Source organism: Oerskovia enterophila, assembly GCF_001692445.1.
GTDB classification, from domain to species: domain Bacteria; phylum Actinomycetota; class Actinomycetes; order Actinomycetales; family Cellulomonadaceae; genus Oerskovia; species Oerskovia enterophila.
Genome location: NZ_MAQA01000045.1, coordinates 1 through 25,566, shown reverse-complemented (window position 1 = coordinate 25,566; position 25,566 = coordinate 1). Strand labels below are relative to the sequence as shown.

Here is a 25,566-nt window from a genome sequence, read left to right as displayed (position 1 = left end):
TACTGGTCGAACTCGATCTGCGTCACTCCGGCGTCGTCCTTAACTCGTGGCCAAAGCTCCGTCGGGTGCGCCTCGATGATCTCGTCGAGGACAGCAGTGCCAAGGACAGAACGGGTTGGGCTGCTGGAGTACAGGACAACGAGCGTCCCGGCGTGGGCGTGAATCCGGGTACGGCGGAGCTCAACCGTCTTGTCGCCTCGAAGGATCGCTTCGGCGAAACGCGGTCGGATGCTCAGGCATGACGCCCCGCCACTCAGCCTCCACGACGGGTGTCTTCCCGGTAGAGCCAGCTGAACACCTGCGAGTCGATCACGGTCGGAGACTGTGTCGTGCCGAGCCGCTTCGAAGATCCTCCGGCACGCTCCTTGAGTCGCTCGAAGCGCACTGGGCGGACGAACAACTCGGTGTCCGCGAACCGCAGAGCCGAGGCGCGGCCCTCCCGTGCACTCTGCCGGACGTCGGAAAGATCCCATACGCCAAGCTGACTGTTGCGTCGGTGCAGACGCTCCGGCGAATCGACGTCGACGCTCACGAGACGTGAAACTCCGACCACCGCGCTCACGTGATCGGCACCCGACCTGCTTGTGTACCACGCGATGCGACTGCGGTGCGGGATGAGCAGCCTGGTGCCCTGGTAGCCGCCGTCGGCGATCACGGTGCACCCGGTGACCTGGTCGGCTGTCACGGACTCGGTCCATGCCTTGCAGTCGTTGCGGTTGCCCGGCAGCGGACGACCGCAACGACCAGGCGGGTGTCGGCGTCGATGACGACCTGGTGGTTGGTGGAGTACCGGTAGTTCTTGGACGATGCAGCGATCGTGCGGTCGCGGGTCGGGACAGGGGGGCCGTCCACGATCAACACACGGCGTCACTGCAGCGCTTGGCTCGGTGCGTGAGCGCAAGACGGGGTGCCAGGTCGGTGATCATGCGGCCCGCGGCCGACTTCGAGACCTCGAACAAGGGCGCGAGCTGGCGCAGGTCAGGTTCGTGCGCCAGTGCGCCGCGACCAGCAGCACTCGGTCAGCCAGCCCCAGCTTCCACGACCGGCCCCGACCCGTGTCCACCCCGGCCTCGCGCAGCTGGTCGACCAGCCGAGAGAACGTCGCCGGCGCCACCCCCGTGAAGCGCTCGATCCAAGACACGTCCGACGCCGAGATCACACTCACACCACCATGACCCCACCCGAACCACCCGATACGGGACAATCTCGCGTCAGCGGCATGTCCCCCTCCGTGCGCGGCGAGTGCACTTTCCCGTCGGGGCCTATGTACCGCGCCTGCCACCGCTTCGACGGCAGTTGACGCAACCGCCCCCACGACTCGCGGCGTTGCCGCGCAGCACCCTTCTCCGCCACCTCGCCCTCCTAGTTCGTGCCCCCTGTGTGCAACTTCTCTCGGCACTTCGGGGGTCCTCCTGTCTGTAGGTGTCCATGCCTCCCCGAGACAGGAAAAAAGCCCGGAGCTGCGAAAACTCGCAGACCCGGGCCTCTGACCAGGCGATCGGACAGTGTCCGATTTGACCTACTTACTAGAAGTTGATCCTCTAGGATCGAAGTCCCAGAATCGTTGACATTCCGCGGATCCTCACCAGCGCTCCTGGGAGTCGTGCCCCCTGCGTGCCCCTCTCAGGCAGCACATGTCTCCTACCGCGACCGGCCTACTGGGTTCTGTATTGGATTAACGACACAGAGACCATGAACGGCATCATCGAACTCCACCGCCGACTCGCCCGCGGCTACCGCGACCGCGACAACTACCGCCTCCGGATGCTCCTCACCGGCAGCGGACTCGACATCACGCCCCTACCGGATGTCCCATGAGCCAGATAAACCAGCGGTGCTCGAACCGGCAAAGCGAAAGGCCTCCTGACCCAGCATTTCTGCTGGTCAGGAGGCATTTCTACGGTGGGCGATACTGGGATCGAACAAGTGACCTCTTCGGTGTGAAGGCAAACAGACCACCGAACCCGTCCCCCGAACCGCAGAAACACGCCGTTCCCGTTCACCCCGTCCGCCCGTACTCGAACCCGTAAGCCAGCAGATGCACCAGCAACCAAGGCGCGGACCGCCCCGACGCTCCTCCGCGAGCTCGCTCCTGTGAGACGAAGGACCCGCCCTCCAGGGAGCCCTCCACATCCAACGTCACCGCGGGCCCGCAAGACGCCCTGCCGATATCGGCGTGCGCGTCGTTCCCGGATCACAGGTCCTCTACGGGAAGCCCGAGGCAGCTGGGCGACGGCCCCCTCCACCGCGCCGAACTCGGCTGCCGACACGGCGTCGACGAGATCGGCGTCAACAAGGTCGCAATGGACGGGTTCTCCGGCTCAAGGACAAGCGCGGATGTCGGAGTCGGCAATCCAGAGCAGGCGCGCCCCGCTCAGTGAGGTCTCAGCCGTGAGGTCCCGTCACGCCCCGGGGAGGTGCCTCGTGTCAGATCCTCGTGTTGGACTTCATCCAGGTTGGAGGTGATGTCATGGCGAAGCCCTCGAAGTCCGCTCTCTCCAGGGCCGGCAAGACGCTTGGAAGCAGCTCCTCAAGTAAGTCTGCCAAGTCGAAGGCTGGATCGACCCTGGGCAAGGGGTAATCGGAGGCGCGGGAGTGGTGTGTCCCGCGTTCCGTGGAGTCGGATTACTGGATTCTTGTGCCACCTGCCCCTGTAGGAAAGGCCTCGTGGGACGTCGTGGTTATCCGCCGGAGTTCCGGCGCAAGGTGTTGGACCTGCTCGAGTCGGGCCGCAAGGTCGCGGACGTGGCGCGCGATCTGGAGATCAGCGACCAGACGATCTACGCCTGGCGGCGCCAGGACCGCATCGACAAGGGCCTCGAGCCGGGCCTGACCAGAGTGGAGAAGGCCGAGCTGACCGCGGCCAGGAAGCGGATCGTCGAGTTGGAGACCGAGCTGGCGATCCACCGGCGCGCGAGCGAGCTGCTGGGGAAGGTGGTGCCCCCAAAAGGCGGTTCGAAGCGATCGCGGTGATGGCCGGTGAAGGGCTGCCGGTCCAACCCGCAGTGCGGGCCCTCGGCTGCTCGGAGTCCGGCTAATACGCCTCGCTGGTGCGGGCACCCTCGGCCCGACACGTGCGGCATGCGCTGCTGACCGAGACCATCCGCACCATCCACACCGCCTCCCGGGGCGTCTACGGCGCCCGCCGCGTGCACGCCGAGCTGACCAAGGGCCACGACATCCAGGCGTGGCACGGCACCGTGGAGATGCTGATGGCGCGTGCTGGCCTCAAAGGCGTCGGGGGGCGCCCGAGATGGCGTCGCGCTCGCCCCGACCTGATCTCCACCGGCCTGGTGGATCGGCAGTTTGCCCGCGAAGGCGTGAACGAGCCGTGGGTCACCGACATCACCGAGCGCCCCACCCGAGAAGGCAAGGTGTACTGCACCGTCGTGCTCGACGTCTGCTCCCGGCGCGTGGTCGGGTGGTCGATCGACTCCTCGCCCACGGCAGCCCTGGTAACGAACGCGCTCGGCATGGCCATCGAGAACCGCCGGACACCGTCTGGGACGATCATTCACTCGGATCACGGAGTCCAGTTCGGATCCTGGGCCTTCACCACCCGGGCCAAGGAGTCTGGCCTGGTGCCCTCGATGGGATCGATCGGCGACTGCTACGACAACGCCGTCATCGAGAGCTTCTGGTCGCGCATGCAGGTCGAGCTCCTGGACCGGCGTCGATGGCGTACACGCCTGGAACTGGCGAACGCGATCTTCGAGTACCTCGAGATCTTCCACAACCGCCAGCGCCGGCACTCCGCCCTCGGCTGGCTGACACCCGTAGAGTTCGAGAACACAGCAACGATCACCGTGGCCTAGATTCCAGCAACCCGACTCCACGGAAGCCGGGGCACACCAGAGCCTCCATCAGACCCAGGGCGGTTCAGAAACGCATAGGAACGAGATCCAGTGCGATTCATTCACACCCTCGCGTGGCCAGCGCGCTACCAGTCGGTGCGGATCTCGTGGATGAGGTTGTCCCACACGCCCGGCTGAATGGAGCGAGGAGGCGTGTCTTGAAGCCCCTTGGAGACCTCTTGGTAGACGAACTGGGTCAGGCCGACGACAGCCATCCGTAGATCCGGCCAATCCCGAATCGTCTCCGCCACCTCGACGAACGACGGCCGAGAGTCGTCCTGTGCAACATGGGAAACCGATTGACGTCGCTGGTTGAAGGGCTTGAAGTAGCGCTCCAAGGTCGCGTACATCGCAGGCACCATCGAACGGCTGGCCTCGTTCTTCAGTTGGGCCAGTGCGTGGCCGCCGTTCCCGTGCTCCGGCAGGAGCCCTTCCGCGATGCCGTAGCCGCGCCAGTAAGTGGCTGTCGACATCATCTCCGGCCAAGGCGTCGCCATCGACTGGAGGACGAGGACGTGCTCCATGAAGCCGAGAAAGGCGTGCTGCACGTTCTCCTCAGGGGGGAGAACAGCTGGCATTGCCGGCAGATCGTCTGAGCCGACGACGCAGCCTAGGGTCCAACCGTAAATCACGGGGCTGAGCGCGCTCGGTAGCGGAACGGCCAGGCCGGGTATGTCGCGCTGCGCGCGCTCCAGGACGCGCTGGCTCAGTTCACTCGAGATGTCGTAACACTGGCCGGTGTTTCGAAGGCCAGCCAGGATCCAGGTCGCGAGCACCGCGTGGTCCGGCTGGGTCAGAGTGAAGTCACTGATGCTGTCGTGCGTCATGTACTGCAGGTCCGAGGTCCACTTGCCTTCGTAAGCCTCGATCGCCTCATCGAACCAGTCGACGTCGTACCTGATCTCGTCGAGCCGGTACGCGAGCGAGTCGACCAGGCGCTTGTCACTGGCGAGGAGCCGGTACAGCTCGGCGTAAACGATCGCGGCGAACTCGCACTTCAGCGCTGCCACAGCAGGCGCTCCAGGCGATCGGCAAGGGGGATGACGGGCTTGTCAGGCGCGGGCTGGTCGAGCGCCTCCGGGCGGACGGGGAGGCTTTCGAGGTCGCGTCGGCGAAGGTTGGGTATGAAGGATCCGCTGACCAGCATTCTGCGCAGAGCAAACCCCTCCCGCCCGTTGAGGTACTCAGCGAGCGCCGCTCCCAGGGCGGGCCTGCGCAGGCGTAACACGTAGACGTTCGGATCAGCCACGGCTTCGGTCTGGACTACAGCCGCATGTGGCCGCTCGCCGGGCGCCGCGACACATAGGTCGCCTGGGCGGACGCGCGTCAACCGCTCGGCCGTCGCAGGCACCCAACGCCGGGGCGGATAGCCCGAGAGCATGCGGATATCGGCCACGGGCAGGAACCCGGCCTCTTGCGTCTCGACGGCGACAGCCAGAATTGGGCGTCCCTTCGCGATCTCGCTGCAGTAGTCCTTGAGCGGGATCCCTTCACGAAGGAGGTCGGGGCGCGGGCTGGCCAGCATGAAGCGCCACTCGCTCCCCCGAAGGTCTGCGATGCGCCACCAGGTCTCTGGAGCCTCCTCTTCGTCGAGGTGGGTCGTCGAGGCCTCGCTCAGAAGCGCCGTGGTCAGCGCGTGCTGATGGACGAACGTAGGCAGCGGGACCGCGATGTCGAGAAGGTCACCGGGGGCCAACAGCATTGTTGTCGAACCTGCGGCGAGGCCTTGTCGAAGTTCAAGACCTGATCGAGAGTTCAGCAGGCCCCACAGCCACGCCGCATAAGACTCATTTCGTGGGCGAAGCGCGTAGAACGTGGAGGAGACAAGGGCACCCATCATGACGTCCGAGACGAGAAGGACAAGGCCCGATGGGCTGCGCGGAACGAGAAGGTCACCCGGGCGTAACTCAGCACCGACCTGATAGGCAGCCCCTTGATACTTCCGGCTGCGACGGCGTACACCGCCGCGGATCGGGTCGATGCCGGCAGGCGTGACGACGGGCGTGCCCGCGTCCGCGAACGAGGACGGGGCCACGCGCGACACAAGATCCCGAAGCGCAATCGTTGGCGCGTCTATCGGCCACTCGAATGCTTGCGCGAGAAGGCGGGAGGGTTCCCAGTTCGCGTGACGGCGGAGGTCGAGAACGTTGGACGTAACCACGACGGTCACCTGCTCTGATCGCCGTCGATGTGGGCAAGCACGGCGGTCATCGCTGCGCCGTTTGTGGCCAGCTGGGTCTCCCAGTCCTCCCCAACTTGCGCGACGAAAGTCTCGCCTGGTTCGCCCCGCTCGATCACGACGAGCACAGAGCGCACACCAGTGCCTGGCACCGCGCCGCTAGGGAGGCCGATGAGCGCAGCGACGCGGTGCTCCTCGGCGAGATACTCGCGGTACTGCTCGGCGCCATGCTGGAAGGTGAACCCGGCGGCAACGTGGAGCACGGCGCGACCACCCGGCCGCAGCTGCTGCAGTGCAAGATCGACCGCCGCCACTGCCATGTCGGTCGTTGTCGAACCGTCGAGGAGGACCCGAGGTTCGCGCATGCGAATGCCGAGCGGCGGCGCAGCCAACACGACGTCTGCTTTCGGAAGTTCAACCTCGAAGGCGTCACCTGTGACGATCTTCGTCGGCAGCGACGCCGTCCGACCGATCGTGCCCGCCAGGTCCGCCATGCGGTCGTTCACCTCGACGCCGACGAACTCCACCGGCGCGTCGTGCAATGCACGGTCCATAACAGCCCAGAGGAAGGAACCCGTTCCGCAGAACGGATCCAGGACTGTGCCAGCGACGACCGGACCCGCAAGGGCAGACATAGCCCGGGCAATCGTCGGGCTAGAGGCTAGAGCCTCACCGTTACCTGTATTGCTCGCGAACTCGATCAGCGCGCGGCGACGCGCCCGCCAGAGCACGTCGTGGCGCACCGGCACGAAGCCGTCGGTTGTCTCGATACCAGGGGCGTTCGTCTCGGCAAGGGGGCCGGCAGGCGGGGAGAAGTAGTCAGCCCGAATACCGCGAGAGCGCTCCATGTCGACGTGGCGCCACAACGACTTGAGCAGCAGTGACGTGGCAAGGCCTTCGTCGACAAGCAGACCTCGCGGGCCGTGCTGCGGCGGCGTCGGCCCGTCCACCGGCGCAAGAGAGCGGACACTACGGTCTGCCTTGAACCACTGCCCGTTGACTACTGCGTAGTGGTCGATCGTGCCGAGCAGATCGCGGCTTCGAACCAGGGCGGGGAGGGCAAGCTCTGGAGACTTGAACTGGCCAGACTTGATCTCGACGACTGCCCACGGAACGAGTTCGCCGCTGTTATCTGCAGCCCAAGCCACTACGTCAGGGCGAACCTTCGACGCCGGGTCAAGCGGGGCCTCGAGTTGCACAAGGTCGAACCCATCAGCGCGAAGTCTGGCGCGCACTTGATCGCGCATCGATGCTTCCCTTGTCATCGGCTTTCCTCCCTTCTGGTCTCAAACGAACCGAACAAGATACCACGGTCTCCCGACAGCGCAAAGGCGAACCCTTCACCAGTCACGCGGCGAGTTCCGCGGTCGATGAGTTCACTCATGTCTGGCCATCGGTCGGCACGACCTGAGACGCCGTCGCGTACTGCTTGCGAAGTGCGGACCGCCGCATTCGAAGCGGCGTCTTTGGGAGCTTGACCCGGTTTCCCGGACACCGGATCTGAGGCGATTGTCTCGTGACGGGTTCAGTGAAGACTCGGAACTGACGCGTCGACGGTAGTCGGCGCGGGGCTGTGACGGTAGTGGTGGTCTTCGAACGCAGCCGGTGGGACGAGTCCGATCTCGCGGTGCCCCCTTCAACATCGACATCACGCTACGAAACCGCCTGCGCGTGCCGGCGCACGGTTCCGAGGATGTCGACGATCACGCGCACGTCGGTCGCTGGGAACAGGTCAATCGGCCCGGTCGGCGCGTGGTCGACGTACGGAGCCTCGAAGAGCCGGGTCGGTTCCATGACGCCGTTGGCGGTGAGCTCGTCGACGATCATGCGCACGAAGCGGACCTGGCTGACGTTGAAGAGTGCGCCGTCGAGGTAGTGCGCGAACACCTCCTCGACAGCAGACCGGTCGAGCCCGACGAGCCGACGGATGAAGAGTCCGAGACCGTGTTCCTTCTCGGCGGCCCAGGCGATGTCTGCGACCTGTCCGGCGCCGCTGTCGAGGAGCATCGTCTGAAGGGCATCGAGGTCGGTCTCGGTGAGCTGCTTGTTGCGTCGCACCTTCTGCAGGATGAGGTCGTCGATGTGGTCGCCGAGGTAGGCATGAGCCTTCGCCCGGAACCTCTCCCAGTTGGTGCCGGGCGTGACCTGGGGCAGTTCGACGACTGTGGACTCGCCGAGGGTGTCCTCGAAGTCGCTGTAGACGCGGTCGCGGCGGATCTTCTCGATGAGCCGCACGAGCCCGCGCAGCCGCAGGCGTGCGAGCTCGAGCATCGGGAGCGTGACGTCAATCCACCACTCCTCGCCGGCGACGGCTTCGATCAGCTCGGCGTGCGTCGCGATAGCTGGCAGGTGGGCGAGCGCGTGCAGCGCCTCGGCGATCTCCTGGACCTGCCCGCGCAGCCGCTCCGTGGCGACGACGTCACCCTCCAGGGTGGCGAGCTGGCAGCGCAGGATCAGCAGGTCGAACCGCTTGGCGTCGAGGTCCTTGTCGCTCGCCCCGGCCAACGACGGTAGTCCGGCGAGGTGGTTGAGTACGTCCTCGGCCTGTTCCCTAGTCAGCGTGGCCCAGGCATCGGCATCAGCGAATCGCTCGACGTGCTTCCGGTGGGGTCGGACAACGAAGTTGTCGAGGTTCATCCCGGCCACAAAGGAGTGCAGCGCCGCGGCCGTCTCCGCGCGGAGCTCGGGGTACGACGAGGAGGTGTCCAGACCGGTGAGCAGTCCGAGTCGGGCTTCAACGATGCGCTGGGTCAGCGACTTCTGCACGGACCCCTCGGTCCCAGGCAGGTCCTGGCTGAAGTACTCGAGGTTCCCGCAGAAGTCGAAGACGTAGAAGTCCTTCTTGTCCTCCCCCGACCCGTACAGGTCGGGCCGCAGGCGGGTGCCGCGGCCGAGCATCTGCCAGAACTTCGTCTTGGACCGCACCGACTTGAAGAACACGAGGTTCGCGACCTCGGGCACGTCGATGCCGGTGTCGAGCATGTCGACGCTGATCGCGATGTGTGGCGCCTTCTCGGGATGGGAGAAGGTGTCGATGAGGTTCTGGGCGTACGGGCCGCTGGCGTGCGTGATCACGCTCGCGAAGTGCCCGGCGTGCTCGGGGTACTGCGCATCGAAGACCTTCTGCACGAACTCGGCGTGCTCCTGGTTCTTGGCGAACACGATGGTCTTGGCGAGCCGGTCGCCGCCCGCGACCTTGTGGCCGCGCGTCATCAGCTCAGAGAGCACCTTTTCAACGGTGTCCTCGTTGAAAAGGAACCGGTTGAGCTCTTCGGCGCCGACCTCGTCGGGTGCGCCGTCGTCACCCCAGTCGAGGAGATCCCACTCCTCCTTCTCTGCCTGGCTGAGCTCGGCGTACTTGATGCCGGTGCGCAGGAACTTCGTCCCGACGGAGATAGCGACGGGCGGGACGAGCCACTGGTCCGCGATCGCCTCGTCCAGGCCGTAGGCGTCGGTCGGGACGCCGTCCTCGAGGTGGAACAGCCGGTAGGTGTTGTGGTCGACCTCGTCCTTCGGCGTCGCCGTCAGGCCGACGATCAGCGAGTCGAAGTACTCAAAGATCGCGCCGTACTTCGCGTACACGGACCGGTGCGCCTCGTCGATCACCACGAGGTCGAAGAACCCCGGCCCGAACCGCCGCACACCGCCGTCGACCTCGTCGATCAGGTTCATCATCGACGGGTACGTCGACGCGAACACGCGCCCCTCGGCCACCTTCTCCGTCACGAGGTTGACGGTCGCGACCGCGGGCAAGTTCGCCTTGAACGCATTCACGGCCTGGTTCACCAGGGCCGTGCGGTCGGCGAGGAACAGGACCCGCTTGACCCACCCCGCCTTCATCAGCTGGTCCACCAGCGCGATGACGGTACGCGTCTTGCCTGTACCGGTCGCCATGACCAGCAGCGCCTCACGCTGCTTGCGGTCGAACGCGTCACCTACGGCCTTGATCGCGCGCACCTGGTACGGGCGCCCCGCCACCTGGGTGTTCACGGGCGCGCTGGCAAGCTCCTCCCGTGCCTGACGACGCTGGATCGTCAGCTCCAGTTCGTCCCGCGTGAGGAATCCCTGGACCTCGCGCGGCGGGTACCCGGCCGCGTCGTCCCAGATCCAGTGCTCGTACCCGTTGGTGAAGAACACCACCGGCCGGCGCCCGAACTGCGCCTCCAGACAGTCGGCGTACAACTTCGCCTGGTGCTGCCCGACCTGCGGGCTCTTCGTCGTGCGCTTAGCCTCGACGACCGCGAGCGGCCGACCGTCGGCGCCCCACAGTACGTAGTCGACGACTCCCGTCCCGTCGGCGTTGGGCATCCCCGTGACCGGGTACTCGCGGTCTCGCGCGTCCGCGAGCGGCCAACCCGCCTCGTGAAGCAGCAGGTCGATGAAGAGCCGCCGCGTGTCCGCCTCGGTGTAGTCGTGGTGGTCTTCCGCCGACGACGCCGCCTGTGCCGCCTTGACCTGCTCGCGCAGTGCCGCGATCTCGGCCTCATGGGCCGCGAGGAGCTCGTCCTTCTCCTCAAGCGCCTTCGCGTGGGCCTCGTCCTGCGCCCTGAACTTCGCGGCGAGTTTGACGAGTTCCGTCTGCGTGAGCGGCGCCGCCTTCGCGGCGAGCGTGGGATCGAACGCCGACGACGTCGGCACGGCATCCCGGGCGGGCGAGTAGCGGAAGGCAGCCCACACGACGATGTGGTGAAGTTCGCGGAGCACCTGGAGCGCGACCTGCGTCGCGATCGGCTTCGGCTCGTGCACGGCGGCGTTGCCGACCTTGCGGACGAGGTTCAGCTTCGTCCCGATGCTGTGCCCGGACACCTGCTTGAACGCGGCGTCGTTGATCATCGCGGACAGATCCGCCTTGTACGGGACCTGGAGGGCGAGTAGATCGTAGAGGTGGGGTACCAGCACCTCGACCGCCCGGCGAGCGTAGAAGCACGCCGAGCGCGGGTCCGTCGTCAGGTACGACTCGGCCCGCGCACAGTCCTGCCATACGGTCGGCCAGACGCCCTTGATGAAGCCGAAGTTGCTGGTCAGTCCCTGTGGCTGCACGGTGAACACCCTAGCGATCAAGCCCGCCGAAATGAGCGAAATGGTCGAGGACGGCGGGTGAAGATTGCTTCCCCTCACACCAAGCCCGAACCGTCGATGACGGTCGTCACGAGCGGGTGAACACAATGATCGATGACCTCCGCGTGATCGTCCGGGTCCGGGCACGCCAGAAGCGCCGCGAGCCGCACCGCAAGGAACACCTCGGGATCAACCAGCGCGAACCCCGGCATTGCGGCATGAACGACGTGGGCCACGACTGCCCCCACATGCGGCTCGAGTTGGTCAGCAGACTTGCTGTCCAGGCATGCCCGGACCCTCGCCATGGCGACGTCCGACAGTGCTCCAGCGATGCCATCGACCGCCTGCTCTCGACGACGCTCCACGCTCTCCAGCGCGATCACGACACTCACGAGAACTGTGCAGGCGAGGTGCGACTCGGTGCCCCCACCTGCTGACTCATCCTCCTGCCGCGCGAGGTGGACAAGATGGGCAACCTCGTCGCGAAACACCGGATGGTCGTCGAGCCAGGACTCGATGTGGAGGAGGTCGACTCCGAAGAGCGGAGCGCCGGGGTCGCCGCTAGACGGGCCTGCCTGGTCCTGACCCGAGCCTCCTCGACGTCCGGCGCTCAAGCGCCGCGGGACGGGTGCGGCGAGAGGCGTCATCATGCTCATCCCGTGGTTCGCGTAGTCGCACTCGCAACGGCACCGGGCCCACGTGGCAGTTCTGCAGGTCGTCGTGCACATGAGGTTGTCCTCACCAGGCGAGACCGGTCGCGTCGCCTTTCCTGCGGCTCCTTCCGCCACAGCCGACAACCGTCTCACGACCCACCGACACGACCGGCGACGACCTACTCGAAGAAGTCCTCGTCGATCTCGACGACGTCGTACGTCTGCTTGACCTGGACGCCGACGCCGTACTTGATCATCAGCCGGGCGAGGCGGTCACCGTCGATCAGCACGACACGCGCCGCGACAGACTCCGCGAACGCCCGGGCGCCCTGCGTGTACCGGGCGGTCGTGATGAACACACCCTGGCTCGCCGAGTTGTCGGCGAGCGCACCGACGAACGCCTGGATCGTCGGACGGTCGATCGACGAGTCCGGCGTGTACCGCTTCGCCTGCACATAGATGCGGGCCAGGCCGAGCGCGTCTTGATCGATGACCCCGTCGATCCCACCGTCGTTCGAGGGCTGCGTCCGCGTCGCGTTGCCCTCCGCACCGCCGTAGCCCATCGCCATGAGCAGATCGAGCACGGCCTGCTCAAAGAACGCGGGATCCTGCGCGTGCAGGCGCTTGATGAGCGCACCGCCGACGTCGGAGTGGATCCGGCCGACGCCTACCTCGATCTGCTCGTACGGGTCGAGCACCGAGTCCTTGACCGTCACGACGTCGTCGACGACGGCCTTCGAGGACGGCTTGCTCACCCACCAGGAGTCGCCGTCGCGCGCGTACTCGCGCAACTTCTTCTCCGTGATGCCGGCCGGGAACTGCTCGGCGAGAGTCTGGCCGAGCACCGTGATGCGGTAGATGCCGCGGGACGGCCGCTCGACCGCCCCGACCCGGTCCAGGTAGGACAGCGCCCACCCGACCCGGTTCTGGTACTTCGCCTCGCCACCCGTCCCCACCTCGAGGCGCTGCTCCGACGTCAGGCCCAACTCATCGGCCGCGAGCTCGAACACCTCCCGACGCTGACGGGACTTCTGATCACCCAACGCGCGCAGCACCGGGACCATGCACTGGTCCCACGACGGCAGGACCGACAGACTCACAACTCTCCTCGGAAGGCACGAGACTGGAGCGACGCGAAGAGTTCGTCATCGGCGGCGAGGGCGCGCTCAACCGTGCAGCGGTGCACCTCAATCTCCGCCACGAGACCCGCGAACTCCTGCTGCGCGGAAAGCGACGGCAATGGCAACTCGACAGCGCCGAGCACCTGTTGATTGACCTTATAGGTGCCGTTCGTGGTCCGTGCACCCGACTCGATCTGGCGACGAACCTGCGGCTGCCTCCATGCATGCTCAAGGTAGCGAGGATTTGCGACGTCGATGTCAATACGCGCCGCAATGATCGTGTCCGGGAAAACCAAGTCGGGCCGATCGCGCCCTGCGCGGACGCCGACGCCTACGAGTTGCTTGTTCCCGTTTCCACGGCAGATGAGCAAGTCGCGAGAAGACACCCTCTGGGCCTCAGGAGGTTCTGTATCGAAAGTCGCCGACTTCGACGCCGCCGGGTTGAAAGGCCCTCGAGTGACGGCCGACAACGTCAGAACAGTTGCGTTAAAAGTCCCGTGCGTTGATGGCGACACACCGTTCCTCATGCCGAGTGTCAACTCGTCGAAACGAACGGATGCGTCCACCGCAACGTCGAACATGGCATGGAAGGTGGACTGAGCCAGGGCGTCGAGGTGGGTAAGGATCTGGCGGCGCTTGGCGCGGATCGCGTCGGCTTGGTCAAGGATCGTCGCGATCCGCCGCTGCTCCTCGATCGAGGGGAGATGGATCGGCAGCTCCAAGAACACGTCGTTCGGCAGCGAGCGACGCCGGGCAGTACTCCCCTGGAGCTTCGTCCTGTAGTACCGGAGCGACCGGGATGACCGCAGCGCACTCTTGAGATACCTCCGGTCGACACGCGAGTCATCGACAAGGTCCCACACGCCGTAGGCGGGGCTGACGATGCCCGCCGGATAGATCAACTGAAAATCGAGCACACCCTCATCGATAGGGAAACCGACGACGAGTTGGCCGTGACGAATTACTTTGTACGTCGAGAGGTCGGCGCTGGCAATCTGCTTCTTAAAGCGGGATTTCTGATCTACCAGTCCGTCGCGCATGGTCATTGAGAGAATCGGGAAAGTCCGATCCACGGCACGCTCGACATTGGCCGGTCTGATGAGCTCTCCAAGCGGGACGTCGTTCACGCGAGCATCGCCTTCAGGTTGGCCACGCCCGCTGCGATCTCGGCGTCGAGCGCTTCGATGTCCGCGAGGACATCGAGCGGGGCGCGGTGCTCGATTTCCTCGTGGACGATCTCCTTATACCGGTTGATTGACAGGTCGTAGCCCTGCGCGACGATGTCGGCCTTGGGGACGAGGAACGACTTGTCGGTGCGGGCTCGGTCGCGCTCCGTCGTCGTGCGCTGCGACCAGCGGGCGAGCACGTCAGGGAGGTCGTTCTCCGACGTGGGGTTGCGCTTGTCGTCGAGCGAGAAGCCGTCTGCTTGGACGTCGTAGAACCAGACGTCGTCGGTGCCACCGGATTCCGTCTTGGTAAAGAAGAGGATCGCCGTCGAAACCCCTGCGTAGGGCTTGAAGACGCCCGAGGGGAGCTTGACGACGGCGTCGAGCTTCTGGTCCTCGACCAGGGCCTTTCGGAGCGCCCTGTGCGCCGTTGTCGACCCGAACAGGACGCCGTCGGGCACGATGACGGCGGCGCGGCCGCCGGTCTTGAGGAGCTTTAGGAACAGCGCGAGGAAGAGGAGTTCGGTCTTCTTGGTCTTGACCGTGGCGAGCAGGTCCTTCGACGTCTGCTCGTAGTCGAGCGAGCCCGCGAACGGCGGGTTGGCGAGGATCAAGGAGTACCTACCCTCCTCCCCCGACGCCGACTCGGCGAGCGAGTCGCGGTAGCGGATGTCGGGCGCGTCGATACCGTGCATGAGCATGTTCATGCTGCCGATGCGCAGCATGGTCGAGTCGAAGTCGTAGCCGTGGAACATGCTGCGGTGGTAGTGCTCGCGCTGGGCCTTGTTCATGAGCGCGGTGGCGTGGTGCTCGCGGACGTACTCCGACGCCGAGACGAGAAATCCCGCCGTGCCGCACGCGGGGTCGCAGATCTCGTCGTCGGGCCGGGGCGCCATCATCGCGACCATCAGGTTGATGATGTGCCGCGGCGTGCGGAACTGGCCGTTGACACCTGCCGAGGCGATCTTGCCGAGCAGGTACTCGTACAGGTCGCCGTTGGTGTCGCGGTTGTCCATCGGGATGTGGTCGAGCATGTCGACCACCTTCGACAGCAGGGCCGGCGTCGGGATCGCGAAGCGGGCGTCCTTCATGTGCTCCGCGTACGCGGAACCATCCCCGCCTACGGTCGAGCCGAGCTCGCGCAGGTACGGGAAGACCTGCTTGTCGACGATGTCGAACATCGACTCGGCATCCTTGTTGCGCAACCGCGACCAGCGCAGGTGCTGCTGGGCGGGCGAGAACAGCCGAGTCGCCACGGGAATCCCGGTGAACTCCGCCTTGGACTCCTCGCGCGTCTCGAGATCGTCCAGGCGGCGCAGGAACAGCAGGTAGGTGATCTGTTCGATCACCTGCAGGGGGTTGCTGATGCCCCCCGACCAAAAGGCGTCCCAGACGCGGTCGATCCTGCTCTTCAGTTCTCCGGTGATCACGTGGTGCAGCTTAACCATCACCACCGACCACGCAGACACGCTCAGAGGTGAGATGTTCCACGAGCCGTCTGTCGTGCCCGGGTTCAGTGGAGGCTCGGGCTGCCTGCAACTGCTCGATGCATGGGGCAAGCAGCCCGGCGCGATCCTGAGCCTTGCGACGGTGTAGCGTGTGGTCTTCTCGCTGACGTGAGCCACCCGGTCCGCGCGGAGCACGTCCCGGTGATGAGACGAGACGTTCCGGGCACGATGTGAAGGGGGTCAGACGCATCCCCGACGGCGGCGGTTGGCGCGCCCACGGTCGCGGATCACCCGGCGCGAAGGCCGCAGCCCGCACCAAGACCCGTGGCACACGAACCGGCTACGTCTACCTGCACTGCGCGATCGATGGGTACTCCCGTCTGGCCTACACCGAACACCTGCCCGACGAGAAGGCCACCACAACGATCGGGGTCTGGGCCCGCGCCCGGGCGTTCTTCGCCGCGCACGGCATCGCCAGGGTCGTGCGCGTGATCACCGACAACGGTGCCAACTACAAAGCCAGCTCGTTCAACCGGGCCATCACCGCGACCGCCTCACGCCACCAACACATCCGGCCCTACACCCCCGCCACAACGGCAAGATCGAACGCTACAACCGCATCCTGGCCGAAGAGTTCCTCTACTCACGCCTGTGGACCTCCAAGGCCCAACGAGCCGAAGCCCTCAAGACCTGGAACATCCACTACAACTACCATCGCGACCACACCGCCATCGGGAACCGTCCCCCAGCATCACGACTCCCAACCAGCGTCACCAACCTCATGAGCCAGAACACCTAGGGGGCGCAGCGACGTCGTCCTCGGGCGCGTGGTCCTGGTCGTGGCGCACGGACTTGCGCTGCGGCGTGGCGACGTCGGGCATGGTGGCGAGCACGCCGTCGCGCACCGCTGCGCGCAGAATCATCTTGAGCACGTCGATCGCGTCGCCCGCGATGCCGTTGTGGGCCGCGCCGGGCCACAGGCGCGAAGGGATCGCGACGAGGTCTCGCGTCAGGTCCCGGACCACGGCGGTGTCGATCTCGCGCACCAGGGTGTCACCGAGAGGTTCGCGCAGGTAATTGGTCACCCGACCGCGATACATCATCACCGTGGCGGGCTTGCGCAGCCGACCCCACGCTTCGCGGCGCCCCGCCGTCGTCCGCTGGGCCGTCGTCGCCTTGACCATTTGTGCCCCTCCCCCGAGCCCTTCGTTCGGCCCCGGACGAGATGGGGCACGAAACGACGATCCTCGCCGTCGTGCCCCCACCCCTGTGTGCCCCCCAGAATGAACATTCCTGTCCTCGGCCGACCCTGGCTGTCCACCCCGATCAAGGCACAGAGAGAGGCCTTGACCTGCGGTGACTCCGCAGGTCAAGGCCTCTCAGCAGGACGGTCGAACCTATCCGTCCTGTCACAAGTATCAGAAGTTGATCATGTGCCCCGCGAGTCCATGAATAGCCTCCTGCACGGCCTCCGACAACGTCGGGTGCGTGTGCACGTTGCGCCCCAGCTCGGACGCCGTGAGGTCCCACTTCTGCGCGAGCGTGAGCTCGGGCAGCAGCTCGGACGCGTCGGGGCCGATCAGGTGGCCACCGAGGAGCTCGCCGTAGCGGGCGTCGGCGACGAGCTTGACGAAGCCCGTGGGCTCACCCAGGCCGTGCGCCTTGCCGTTGGCCGTGAAGGGGAACTTGGAGATCTTGACGTCGTAGCCCTCGTCGCGGGCCTGCTGCTCGGTGAGGCCGAAGCTGGCGATCTGCGGCTGGCAGAACGTCGCGCGCGGCATCATGCGGTAGTCGCCGAGCGTCATGGTCTCGGCGCCGCCGATGGTCTCGGACGCGACGACTCCCTGCGCCTCGGCGACGTGCGCGAGCATGAGCTTCGCGGTGACGTCACCGATCGCGTAGATGTGGGGCACGTTGGTGCGCATGACGTCGTCGATCGCGATCGCGCCGCGGTCGGTCAGCGCGACGCCCGTGTTCTCGAGGCCGAAGCCCTCGACGTTGGGCGCGAAGCCGACGGCCATGAGGACCTTGTCGACCTCGATCGAGCCGGGCTTGTCGTCCTTGACGCCCTTGTAGGAGACGGTCACCGACGAACCACCATCCACCACGGTCTGCACAGCGGTCGACGTCAGGATGTTCACGCCGAGCTTCTTGTACTGCTTGGCGATCTCCTTGGAGACCTCGATGTCCTCGTTCGGCAGCGCACGGTCGAGGAACTCGATGATCGTCACGTCGACGCCGTAGTTCTTCAGCACGTACGCGAACTCCATGCCGATCGCGCCGGCCCCGACGATCGCGATCGAGCGCGGCAGCTCGCGCGTCAGGATCTGCTTCTCGTACGTGACGACGTTCTCGCTCAGCTCGACGCCCGGCAGCAGGCGGACCTTCGAGCCTGTCGCGATGATCACGTTCGCGAACGTCACGGTCTCGGTCTGGCCCGAGGACAGCGCGACGTCGATCGTGTTCGCGTCGCGGAACGTGCCGCGCCCGTCGTACTCGGTGATCTTGTTCTTCTTCATGAGGAAGTGCACGCCCTTGACGCGACCGTCGGCGACGTCGCGGCTGCGGTCGAACGCCTTGCCGAAGTCGAACGACACGTCACCCGTCATGCCGAAGAAGTCGGCCTGGTGCGTGAACAGGTGGGCGAGCTCCGCGTTGCGCAGGAGCGCCTTGGAGGGGATGCACCCGACGTTGAGGCACACACCGCCCCAGTACTTCTCCTCGATGATCGCGACGGACTGGCCGAGCTGGGCCGCGCGGATGGCGGCGACGTAGCCGCCGGGGCCCGCGCCGAGGACGACGACGTCGTAGTGGTTAGCCATGTGGACCAGCCTAGATCGTCTGCCCGACGGCGGTGCGACCGATCGCGTCACACGTCACCAGGGCACGGGGCCGGGTCACTGTCGACGATGCCGGCGGGCTCTCTCGCGGACGCCCCGCGACGGCGCACCGCCCGAGTCGTTACGATGCGCTACAGCCGCGTCGGATCCCGACCTCAAGGGCTCGTGGGCGGCGACACGGGCCTCGTGGAGACCTCATGTCCGTCGGACTCGTAGCACTGCTGGACGACATCGCAGCATTCGCCAAGCTGGCAGCAGCGTCCATCGACGACATCGGTGCCGCCGCGGGGCGCGCGAGCGTCAAGGCCACCGGCGTCGTGATCGACGACACCGCGGTCACGCCCCGCTACGTCGAGGGTCTGGCCGCGAAGCGCGAGATCCCGGTCGTCAAGCGCATCGCCCTGGGCTCGCTGCGCAACAAGCTCCTGTTCATCCTCCCGGCGGCGCTGCTGCTCAGCCAGTTCCTGCCGTGGCTCCTGACCCCGTTGCTCATGGTCGGCGGGACGTACCTCGCGTACGAGGGAGCCGAGAAGCTCTGGGAGATGATCTCGGGCAAGCACACGAAGGCGATCGACGACGCGGCCGCGAAGAAGGCCGTCGACGAGGACCGGGTCGTGTCGAGCGCGGTGCGCACCGACTTCATCCTCAGCGCGGAGATCATGGTCATCGCGCTCAACGAGGTCGCCGACGAGGCGTTCTGGTCGCGCGCGATCATCCTCGTGGTCGTCGCGCTGCTCATCACGGTCCTCGTCTACGGGATCGTCGGCCTGATCGTGAAGATGGACGACATCGGCCTGCACCTCGCCCGGCAGCGCACGGGGTGGGTCCAGTCGTTCGGCCGCGGCCTCGTGACCGCGATGCCGCGCGTCATGGCAGTCATCTCGACTGTCGGCGTGGTGGCGATGCTGTGGGTCGGTGGGCACATCCTGCTGCAGGGCACGTACGACCTCGGCTGGCACGGCCCGTACGACCTGCTGCACTTCCTCGAGTCGGGTGTGCACGGCGTCCCGGTCGTCGGCGGTGTGCTCACGTGGCTCGTCGACACCCTGGGCTCGGCGATCGTCGGCACCATCGTGGGTGCGGTCGTCGTCACGGTCGTGCACTTCATACCCCGCAAGAAGGCGCACCACTGATCCTCTGACCACGTCCGAAGGCCTGCTCGCCCGCGACTTCGCGGACGAGCAGGCCTTCGTTGTCCCGCCCGCGACGCGTGTGGGTGGCCGGTCCTACCGTGGGAGGACCGCCAACGAGTCGCAGGAGGACGTCATGGGCTTGAAGTTCGGGTTCGTCGGGAGCTTCGGTTCCGCATCAGAGCTGGTCTCCATGGCCAGCGAGGCCGAGGAGCACGGCTGGGACGGCTACTTCACGTGGGACGGCATCAGCCTGCCCGGCATGGAGGGCTACGACCCGTGGGGCATCCTCGCCGCGGCAGCCGTCCAGACCGAGCGCGTGACACTGGGGGCGCTCGTGTTCGCGCTGCCGCGTCGGCGCCCGTGGGAGCTCGCGCGCCAGGCCCTGACGGTCGACCACCTCTCGGGCGGGCGGCTCGTGCTGCCCGCCGGGGTCGGGGTGCTCGACGACGCGGGCTTCAGCGCCGTCCCCGGCCAGTTCACGTCGCTGCGCGAACGCGCCGAGCTGCTCGACGACGTCCTGGCCTTCCTCGAGCGTTCCTGGTCGGGCGAGGCGTTCTCGTTCGACGGGAAGCACATCTCGACGGGCGAGATGACGATCTCACCGCAGCCCGTCAACGGGCGCATCCCCGTGTGGCCTGTGGGGGTGTTCCCGAGCGAGAAGTCGATGAGCCGCGCGGTCCGTTGGGACGGCGTGACGGTCCAGCTCCGGGGCGACCGCGGCATGGACTCCCTCACACCCGACGAGACGCGCGAGGTCGCGACCTGGGTCGCCGAGCACCGCGACCCGTCGGCCGGTCCGTTCGAGCTCGTGGTCCAGCGAGACTTCGTGACCGACCTCGACGCCGCAGCGCAGGACGCGCGGGCGCTCGAGGCGGCGGGCGCGACCTGGTGGATCGAGGCCGGCTGGGACCCGTCCAAGGTCACCGCCGAGTTGCAGCTCGCGAGGATCCGCCAGGGACCGCCGCTCCCGTAGGTGTCAGCCTCGGCGGGCTCGCGCGTCGCCCTCGTCGCACCCACAGGTCACCCTCGACCGGCGCGCACGTCACCCTCGGCGACACGACGCGCAGCGGCACACACTCCCCGCACGCCGACGGCGCCGCTCCCCACCCAGGGGAGCGGCGCCGTCGGGCCGTGCGAACCGTTCGCGACCGTCAGGTCACGCGGACGGACGAGCCGCCTCGATGTCGACCGTCGGCAGGTGCTTCGCCGGCAGCGTCTTGGGGCGCCACGACGCGCGCGTCTGCTCGAACGCCGTGATGTCGGCCTCGTGCTGGAGGGTCAGACCGATGTCGTCGAGCCCCTCCATGAGGCGCCAGCGCGTGTAGTCGTCGATCTGGAAACGGACCACGACGTCGTCTGCCGTCGCGGTGCGCTCGACCAGGTCGACCGTGACCTCGGTGCCGGGCTTGGTCTCGAGGACCTTCCACAGCAGCTCGATGTCCTCCTGCGCGACGATGCCCGCGACGAGGCCCTGCTTGCCCGAGTTGCCGCGGAAGATGTCCGCGAAGCGAGAGGCCAGGACGACCTTGAAGCCGTAGTCCTTGAGGGCCCACACGGCATGCTCGCGCGACGAGCCGGTGCCGAAGTCCGGGCCCGCGACCAGCACGGAGCCGGACGTGTACGCGGGCTGGTTCAGGATGAATGCGGGGTCCCCGCGCCACGCCGCGAACAGCGCGTCCTCGAAGCCCGTGCGCGTCACGCGCTTGAGGTAGACGGCGGGGATGATCTGGTCCGTGTCGACGTTGCTGCGGCGCAGCGGGACACCGACACCGGTGTGGGTGGTGAACTTCTCCATGATGCTTCTGCTTCCTCGATGAGTCGGTCGTCAGGGGGCCTGCCGGTGCGGCGCCACCGGTTGGGCGGCGCCGCGTCCGGTGTCAGACCTGCAGCGGGACGCGCGGGTCGAGCGGCGCGAGCGGCGTGCCGTCGAACGACGTGATGTCGACGTCGGCCGGCAGGTCCAGGTCGGCCAGCGAGGACAGGGTCCCGCGGATGGCCGTCGCGGCCGCGACGAGCGGCGAGACCAGGTGGGTGCGTCCGCCCTTGCCCTGGCGACCCTCGAAGTTGCGGTTGGACGTGGAGGCCGAGCGCTCGCCGGGGGCGAGCTGGTCGGGGTTCATGCCCAGGCACATGGAACAGCCGGCGTTGCGCCACTCGGCACCGAAGTCGAGGAAGATCTGGTCGAGCCCCTCGGCCTCGGCCTGGAGGCGGACACGGGCCGAGGCGGGCACGACGAGCACGCGCAGCGAGTCGGCCTTCTTCTTGCCCTGGACGACCTTGGCGACCGAGCGCAGGTCCTCGATGCGGCCGTTGGTGCACGAGCCGATGAAGACCGTGTCGATCGCGATGTCGCGCAGCGGAGCACCCGGGGTCAGGCCCATGTACTCGATCGCGCGCTCGGCGGCGACGCGCTCGTTCTCGTCGGCGATCTCCGCGGGGACCGGGACGTTCGCGGACAGGGGCAGGCCCTGACCGGGGTTGGTGCCCCAGGTGATGAACGGCTCGAGGTCGGCCGCCTCGAGCACGACCTCCTCGTCGAACGTGGCGTCGTCGTCGGTCTTGAGCGTCTTCCAGTACTCGACCGCGGCGTCCCAGTCGGCGCCCTCGGGCGCGTGCGGACGGCCCTTGAGGTACTCGAACGTGGTCTCGTCCGGTGCGATCATGCCGGCGCGCGCGCCCGCCTCGATCGACATGTTGCAGACCGTCATGCGGGCTTCCATGGTCAGCTTGCGGATGGCCTCGCCGCGGTACTCCAGGACGTAGCCCTGGCCGCCACCCGTGCCGATCTTCGCGATGATCGCGAGGATGATGTCCTTGCTCGTCGCACCCGGGGGCAGCTCGCCGTTGACCGTGATCGCCATGGTCTTGAAGGGCGCGAGCGGCAGGGTCTGGGTCGCGAGCACGTGCTCGACCTCCGAGGTCCCGATGCCGAACGCGAGGGCCCCGAACGCACCGTGGGTCGAGGTGTGCGAGTCGCCGCACACGACCGTCAGGCCGGGCATGGTGAGCCCGAGCTGAGGACCGACCTGGTGCACGATGCCCTGGTCCGCGTCACCGAGCGAGTGGATGCGCACGCCGAACTCCTTGGCGTTGTTGCGCAGCGTGTCGATCTGGGTGCGGCTCGTGAGGTCCGCGATCGGCAGGTCGATGTCGAGCGTGGGGGTGTTGTGGTCCTCGGTCGCGATCGTCAGGTCGGTGCGGCGCACCTGCCGGCCGGCGAGACGCAGGCCCTCGAAGGCCTGCGGACTGGTGACCTCGTGGATGAGGTGCAGATCGATGTAGAGGAGGTCGGGCGACCCGTCGGTGCCACGTCGCACCAGGTGCGCGTCCCAGACCTTCTCCGCCAGCGTGCCGGCCATGTTGGTTTCTCCTACCTGTGTCCTGCGGTGGTCGCTCACGCGGGGGCCGTGGGCGACGATCGGGGGGTACAACTCGGTCGTGGTCCGGGTGATCTTCCCGGTCCTTCGGCGACACCGACACCCGCTAACTTGCATCTCACTGTGCGAGACGTCAATATCGACCTATGGACAATTCTAGCGGAGTCGGCGTGCTGGACAAGGCGGCGTCCGTTCTGGGCGCTCTGGAGTCCGGACCAGCCACTTTGGCCCAGCTCGTCACCGCCACCGGACTCGCCCGTCCGACGGCTCATCGCCTCGCTGTCGCGCTCGAGCACCACCGCATGGTGGCTCGCGACATGCAGGGCCGTTTCGTCCTCGGACCGCGCCTGAACGAGCTCGCGACCGCAGCAGGCGAGGACCGCCTGCTCGCCGCCGCCAACCCGGTTCTCACGGCGCTGCGCGACCACACGGGCGAGAGCGCCCAGCTCTACCGCCGCCAGGGCGACCATCGCATCTGCGTCGCCGCGGCAGAACGCCCGGTCGGACTCCGTGACTCTATCCCCGTGGGGGCGACCCTCACGATGGGCGCGGGCTCGGCCGCCCAGGTGCTGCTCGCCTGGGAGGAGCCGGACCGCCTGCACCGCGGCCTGCGCGAGGCCGTCTTCACGGCCACGATCCTCTCGGGGGTCCGACGGCGCGGCTGGGCACAGTCCGTCTCGGAGCGCGAGCTCGGGGTCGCCTCGGTGTCGGCGCCCGTGCGTGGACCGTCGGGGCGGATCGTCGCCGCGGTCTCGATCTCGGGACCGGTCGAGCGCCTGACGCGCCAGCCGGGCCGTCTGCACTCGGGCTCCGTCGTCGCCGCGGCCAACCGCCTGACCGAGGTCCTCCGCCGCGCTGGCGAGTGACCGTCCATCGACCCTGACCGAGGGGCGGGCGCCGCGAGGCGCCCGCCCCTCGGCGTTCCTGACTGGCGTTCCTGCCGGTCCTCGCCGCCCCCCTCAGTTCCCGCCCCCGGGGCAGGTCCCGGTGCGTAGACTCGGGCGATGAGTCTTCTCGCTGCCGAGCACGCGCTCCAAGCCGCCCAGCGCGCCGGCGACGTCGACGCGCTGGAGGCGCTGCTGCACCCTCGGTGCGTCGGCGCCGGCCCGGACGGGTCCGTCTTCTCCAAGGAGGACGACCTGGAGAGCTACCGCTCGGGGTTCCTGCAGATCACCCGCCTGGAGGAGGAGTCGCTGGACGTCCAGGAGGACGTCGCGAGCGGAGTGACCAGGCTGGTCGCCGCCGTGGCGGCGATCCAGGGCGGCACCGCAGTCTCCGCGCGGTTGGTCTACACGCGGCTCTGGGTGCGCGCAGACGAGGGATGGCTGGTTCTGGCCGCCACGCTCGCACCGGCCGCTGAGCCTGGCTGATCGGGCCTGTCCGGCGCTCCGCGCCCTCTGTGCCGCCATGTCCGGCGCTCCGCGCCCTCTGTGCCGCCATGTCCGGCGCTCCGCGCCCTCTGTGCCGCCATGTCCGGCGCTCCGCGCCCTCTGTGCCGCCATGTCCGGCGCTCCGCGCCCTCTGTGCCGCCATGTCCGGCGCTCCGCGCCCTCTGTGCCGCCATGTCCGGCGCTCCGCGCCCTCTGTGCCGCCATGTCCGGCGCTCCGCGCCCTCTGTGCCGCCATGTCCGGCGCTCCGCGCCCACTGAGCAGCCTCGTCCGGCGCTCCGCACCCTCTGTGCGACCTTGTCCGGACACGGGACCCACGACCGATTCGGGCGAAACGCTAGACTCGTCGTCGGCGCGCCTCCGACGGCGCCCGGTCTGCTCTGGTCACCATGTCGAGCAGAGCACCACCGCCCCGATCGACGACCACGTGAGGACCACACGATGCCCGGCAAGGCCAAGACCATCCTGATGTGGGTCGTCATCGTCTTCCTGCTCTACGCGGTCATCAAGAGCCCCGACCGCGCCGCCGACATCGTCCAGGCGATCTGGGACGTCATCATGGGCGCGTTCGCGAGCTTCGGACAGTTCGTCCAGTCCCTCATCGAGTAGTCGACGCCATGGCGCGCGAGCAGCTGGAGGTGGAGGCGCCCGGGCGCCCTCCGCGTCTGAGCGCGCGTCACCTGCGCCGCTACATCCTTCCCGGCGAACGCGTCGTGCTCGCCACACGGGCCCACTGGGGCAAGCTCGCCGAGCCGGTCGCCACGACCTTCGCCGCGTTCCTCGTCGTCGCGTGGCTCGTGAGCGCCTCCGGGCCGACCGTGGGCGACGGGGCCCTCATGCTCTGGTGGGTCTGGCTCGCGGTCGCGGTGCGGCTGCTGTGGAAGGTCCTGGACTGGCGCAACGAGTGGTTCGTCGCGACCGACAAGCGCATGCTGCTGATGTTCGGGCTCGTGACGCACAAGGTCGCGATGATGCCCCTCGGCAAGGTCACCGACATGAGCTACAGCCGCTCGATCGTGGGTCGCGTGCTCGGGTACGGGCAGTTCATCCTCGAGTCCGCGGGGCAGGACCAGGCGATGAGCCGCATCAACTGGGTCGCCAAGCCCGACGCGACGTACCGCAAGCTGTGCGACACGATCTTCATCCCGGGCGGTCGAGGCGGACCGGGCGCCGCGAACGGTCAGAACGGCCCGGGCAGCGCCGGCGGACCTGCCGGCCAGCAGCAGCCCGGTCCCCCGACGTCGGGACCCGCGACCCCGGCTCCCCCACCACCGCCACCTCCTCCGCCCGCCTCGGCGCACCTCGCGTGGGCGCCGAGGCGGGCGGAGGAGGTGGCGGTGGTGGGGGA

The 25,566-nt window shown here is 67.4% G+C and carries 19 protein-coding genes and 3 pseudogenes; 9 read left to right on the top strand and 13 right to left on the bottom strand.

Going from position 1 to position 25,566, the window contains the following annotated elements; all coding sequences use genetic code 11:
• Positions 1–253 precede the first annotated feature (253 nt).
• Positions 254–1,165, bottom strand: a pseudogene (locus OERS_RS22295) (transposase).
• A gap of 527 nt (positions 1,166–1,692) precedes the next feature.
• Here OERS_RS22295 and OERS_RS22290 point away from each other — a divergent pair.
• A complete protein-coding gene (locus OERS_RS22290) occupies positions 1,693–1,818 on the top strand; it encodes a hypothetical protein (RefSeq protein ID WP_282956070.1) in 126 nt (41 codons plus the stop codon).
• A gap of 849 nt (positions 1,819–2,667) precedes the next feature.
• Positions 2,668–3,815: pseudogene (locus tag OERS_RS15850) on the top strand (IS3 family transposase).
• A gap of 125 nt (positions 3,816–3,940) precedes the next feature.
• Here OERS_RS15850 and OERS_RS15845 read toward each other — a convergent pair.
• From OERS_RS15845 to OERS_RS15810, 8 genes are all read right to left on the bottom strand, one after another.
• A complete protein-coding gene (locus OERS_RS15845; protein WP_068626887.1) occupies positions 3,941–4,864 on the bottom strand; it encodes a hypothetical protein in 924 nt (307 codons plus the stop codon).
• The gene (locus OERS_RS21245) at positions 4,852–6,015 is read right to left on the bottom strand and encodes a restriction endonuclease subunit S domain-containing protein (protein ID WP_139107882.1); all 1,164 of its coding nucleotides are present in this window, start codon (positions 6,013–6,015) and stop codon (positions 4,852–4,854) included. The genes OERS_RS15845 and OERS_RS21245 overlap by 13 nt, the downstream gene beginning before the upstream one ends.
• Positions 6,016–6,020: 5 nt before the next feature.
• A complete protein-coding gene (locus OERS_RS15835; protein WP_068626883.1) occupies positions 6,021–7,298 on the bottom strand; it encodes an HsdM family class I SAM-dependent methyltransferase in 1,278 nt (425 codons plus the stop codon).
• 388 nt (positions 7,299–7,686) lie between these two features.
• A complete protein-coding gene (locus OERS_RS15830; protein WP_248948615.1) occupies positions 7,687–11,073 on the bottom strand; it encodes a DEAD/DEAH box helicase family protein in 3,387 nt (1,128 codons plus the stop codon).
• A gap of 74 nt (positions 11,074–11,147) precedes the next feature.
• Positions 11,148–11,819, bottom strand: a complete 672-nt coding sequence (locus tag OERS_RS15825; protein WP_068626881.1) for a hypothetical protein — start codon at positions 11,817–11,819, stop codon at positions 11,148–11,150.
• Positions 11,820–11,923: 104 nt separating this feature from the next.
• Entirely contained in the window at positions 11,924–12,844 is a 921-nt protein-coding gene (locus OERS_RS15820) for a restriction endonuclease (protein ID WP_322788307.1), read from the bottom strand.
• Positions 12,841–13,992 carry a restriction endonuclease subunit S domain-containing protein gene (locus tag OERS_RS15815; protein WP_139107881.1) on the bottom strand — a complete coding sequence of 384 codons (1,152 nt, stop codon included), beginning with the start codon at positions 13,990–13,992 and terminating at the stop codon, positions 12,841–12,843. The genes OERS_RS15820 and OERS_RS15815 overlap by 4 nt, the downstream gene beginning before the upstream one ends.
• A complete protein-coding gene (locus tag OERS_RS15810; RefSeq protein WP_322788306.1) occupies positions 13,989–15,674 on the bottom strand; it encodes a type I restriction-modification system subunit M in 1,686 nt (561 codons plus the stop codon). Before OERS_RS15810 ends, OERS_RS15815 begins: the two co-directional genes overlap by 4 nt.
• Here OERS_RS15810 and OERS_RS20755 point away from each other — a divergent pair.
• Positions 15,665–16,278 (top strand): annotated as a pseudogene (locus OERS_RS20755) (integrase core domain-containing protein); the annotation flags it as partial. The gene OERS_RS15810 and the pseudogene OERS_RS20755 sit on opposite strands and share 10 nt — an antisense overlap.
• Here the strand turns inward: OERS_RS20755 and OERS_RS15805 are convergent.
• Positions 16,259–16,663: a hypothetical protein gene (locus OERS_RS15805; RefSeq protein WP_068626874.1), complete on the bottom strand. Its 405-nt coding sequence runs from the start codon at positions 16,661–16,663 to the stop codon at positions 16,259–16,261. The pseudogene OERS_RS20755 and the gene OERS_RS15805 overlap by 20 nt on opposite strands.
• 234 nt (positions 16,664–16,897) lie before the next feature.
• Complete coding sequence (gene lpdA, locus OERS_RS15800; protein WP_068626872.1) at positions 16,898–18,301, bottom strand: dihydrolipoyl dehydrogenase; 1,404 nt, start codon at positions 18,299–18,301, stop codon at positions 16,898–16,900.
• Between the two features lie 215 nt (positions 18,302–18,516).
• Here lpdA and OERS_RS15795 point away from each other — a divergent pair, with 215 nt between their 5' ends.
• Positions 18,517–19,452, top strand: a complete 936-nt coding sequence (locus OERS_RS15795) for a DUF808 domain-containing protein (protein ID WP_056648165.1) — start codon at positions 18,517–18,519, stop codon at positions 19,450–19,452.
• 133 nt (positions 19,453–19,585) lie between these two features.
• Positions 19,586–20,425 (top strand): LLM class flavin-dependent oxidoreductase, encoded by an 840-nt coding sequence (locus tag OERS_RS15790; protein WP_248948614.1) that lies wholly within the window; start codon positions 19,586–19,588, stop codon positions 20,423–20,425.
• Positions 20,426–20,608: 183 nt separating this feature from the next.
• Here the strand turns inward: OERS_RS15790 and leuD are convergent, their stop codons facing one another.
• Both leuD and leuC read right to left on the bottom strand, forming a co-directional pair.
• Positions 20,609–21,247, bottom strand: a complete 639-nt coding sequence (gene leuD, locus OERS_RS15785; RefSeq protein WP_056762421.1) for a 3-isopropylmalate dehydratase small subunit — start codon at positions 21,245–21,247, stop codon at positions 20,609–20,611.
• An 82-nt stretch (positions 21,248–21,329) separates the two neighbouring features.
• On the bottom strand, positions 21,330–22,811 hold the full coding sequence (gene leuC / locus OERS_RS15780) for a 3-isopropylmalate dehydratase large subunit (protein WP_056648171.1): 1,482 nt from the start codon (positions 22,809–22,811) through the stop codon (positions 21,330–21,332).
• Between the two features lie 164 nt (positions 22,812–22,975).
• Between leuC and OERS_RS15775 the strand changes: the two genes are divergently transcribed.
• The 4 genes from OERS_RS15775 to OERS_RS15765 all read left to right on the top strand — a co-directional run.
• Positions 22,976–23,695 (top strand): IclR family transcriptional regulator, encoded by a 720-nt coding sequence (locus tag OERS_RS15775; RefSeq protein ID WP_030150819.1) that lies wholly within the window; start codon positions 22,976–22,978, stop codon positions 23,693–23,695.
• A 138-nt stretch (positions 23,696–23,833) separates the two neighbouring features.
• Entirely contained in the window at positions 23,834–24,199 is a 366-nt protein-coding gene (locus tag OERS_RS15770; RefSeq protein ID WP_068626869.1) for a nuclear transport factor 2 family protein, read from the top strand.
• 460 nt (positions 24,200–24,659) lie between these two features.
• On the top strand, positions 24,660–24,827 hold the full coding sequence (locus tag OERS_RS21610; RefSeq protein ID WP_169834240.1) for a hypothetical protein: 168 nt from the start codon (positions 24,660–24,662) through the stop codon (positions 24,825–24,827).
• 8 nt (positions 24,828–24,835) lie between these two features.
• On the top strand, positions 24,836–25,566 hold a 731-nt coding region (locus OERS_RS15765), incomplete at its 3' end, for a PH domain-containing protein (RefSeq protein ID WP_211268494.1).

Excerpts from the sequence above, each read along its gene's own strand:
- OERS_RS22290 (WP_282956070.1), top strand. The coding sequence starts at position 1,693 with ATGAACGGCATCATCGAACTCCACCGCCGACTCGCCCGCGGCTACCGC.
- OERS_RS15835 (WP_068626883.1), bottom strand. The coding sequence starts at position 7,298 with ATGACAAGGGAAGCATCGATGCGCGATCAAGTGCGCGCCAGACTTCGC.
- OERS_RS15825 (WP_068626881.1), bottom strand. The coding sequence starts at position 11,819 with ATGTGCACGACGACCTGCAGAACTGCCACGTGGGCCCGGTGCCGTTGC.
- OERS_RS15805 (WP_068626874.1), bottom strand. The coding sequence starts at position 16,663 with ATGGTCAAGGCGACGACGGCCCAGCGGACGACGGCGGGGCGCCGCGAA.
- lpdA (WP_068626872.1), bottom strand. The coding sequence starts at position 18,301 with ATGGCTAACCACTACGACGTCGTCGTCCTCGGCGCGGGCCCCGGCGGC.
- OERS_RS15795 (WP_056648165.1), top strand. The coding sequence starts at position 18,517 with ATGTCCGTCGGACTCGTAGCACTGCTGGACGACATCGCAGCATTCGCC.
- OERS_RS15790 (WP_248948614.1), top strand. The coding sequence starts at position 19,586 with ATGGGCTTGAAGTTCGGGTTCGTCGGGAGCTTCGGTTCCGCATCAGAG.
- leuD (WP_056762421.1), bottom strand. The coding sequence starts at position 21,247 with ATGGAGAAGTTCACCACCCACACCGGTGTCGGTGTCCCGCTGCGCCGC.
- leuC (WP_056648171.1), bottom strand. The coding sequence starts at position 22,811 with ATGGCCGGCACGCTGGCGGAGAAGGTCTGGGACGCGCACCTGGTGCGA.
- OERS_RS15775 (WP_030150819.1), top strand. The coding sequence starts at position 22,976 with ATGGACAATTCTAGCGGAGTCGGCGTGCTGGACAAGGCGGCGTCCGTT.
- OERS_RS15770 (WP_068626869.1), top strand. The coding sequence starts at position 23,834 with ATGAGTCTTCTCGCTGCCGAGCACGCGCTCCAAGCCGCCCAGCGCGCC.
- OERS_RS21610 (WP_169834240.1), top strand. The coding sequence starts at position 24,660 with ATGCCCGGCAAGGCCAAGACCATCCTGATGTGGGTCGTCATCGTCTTC.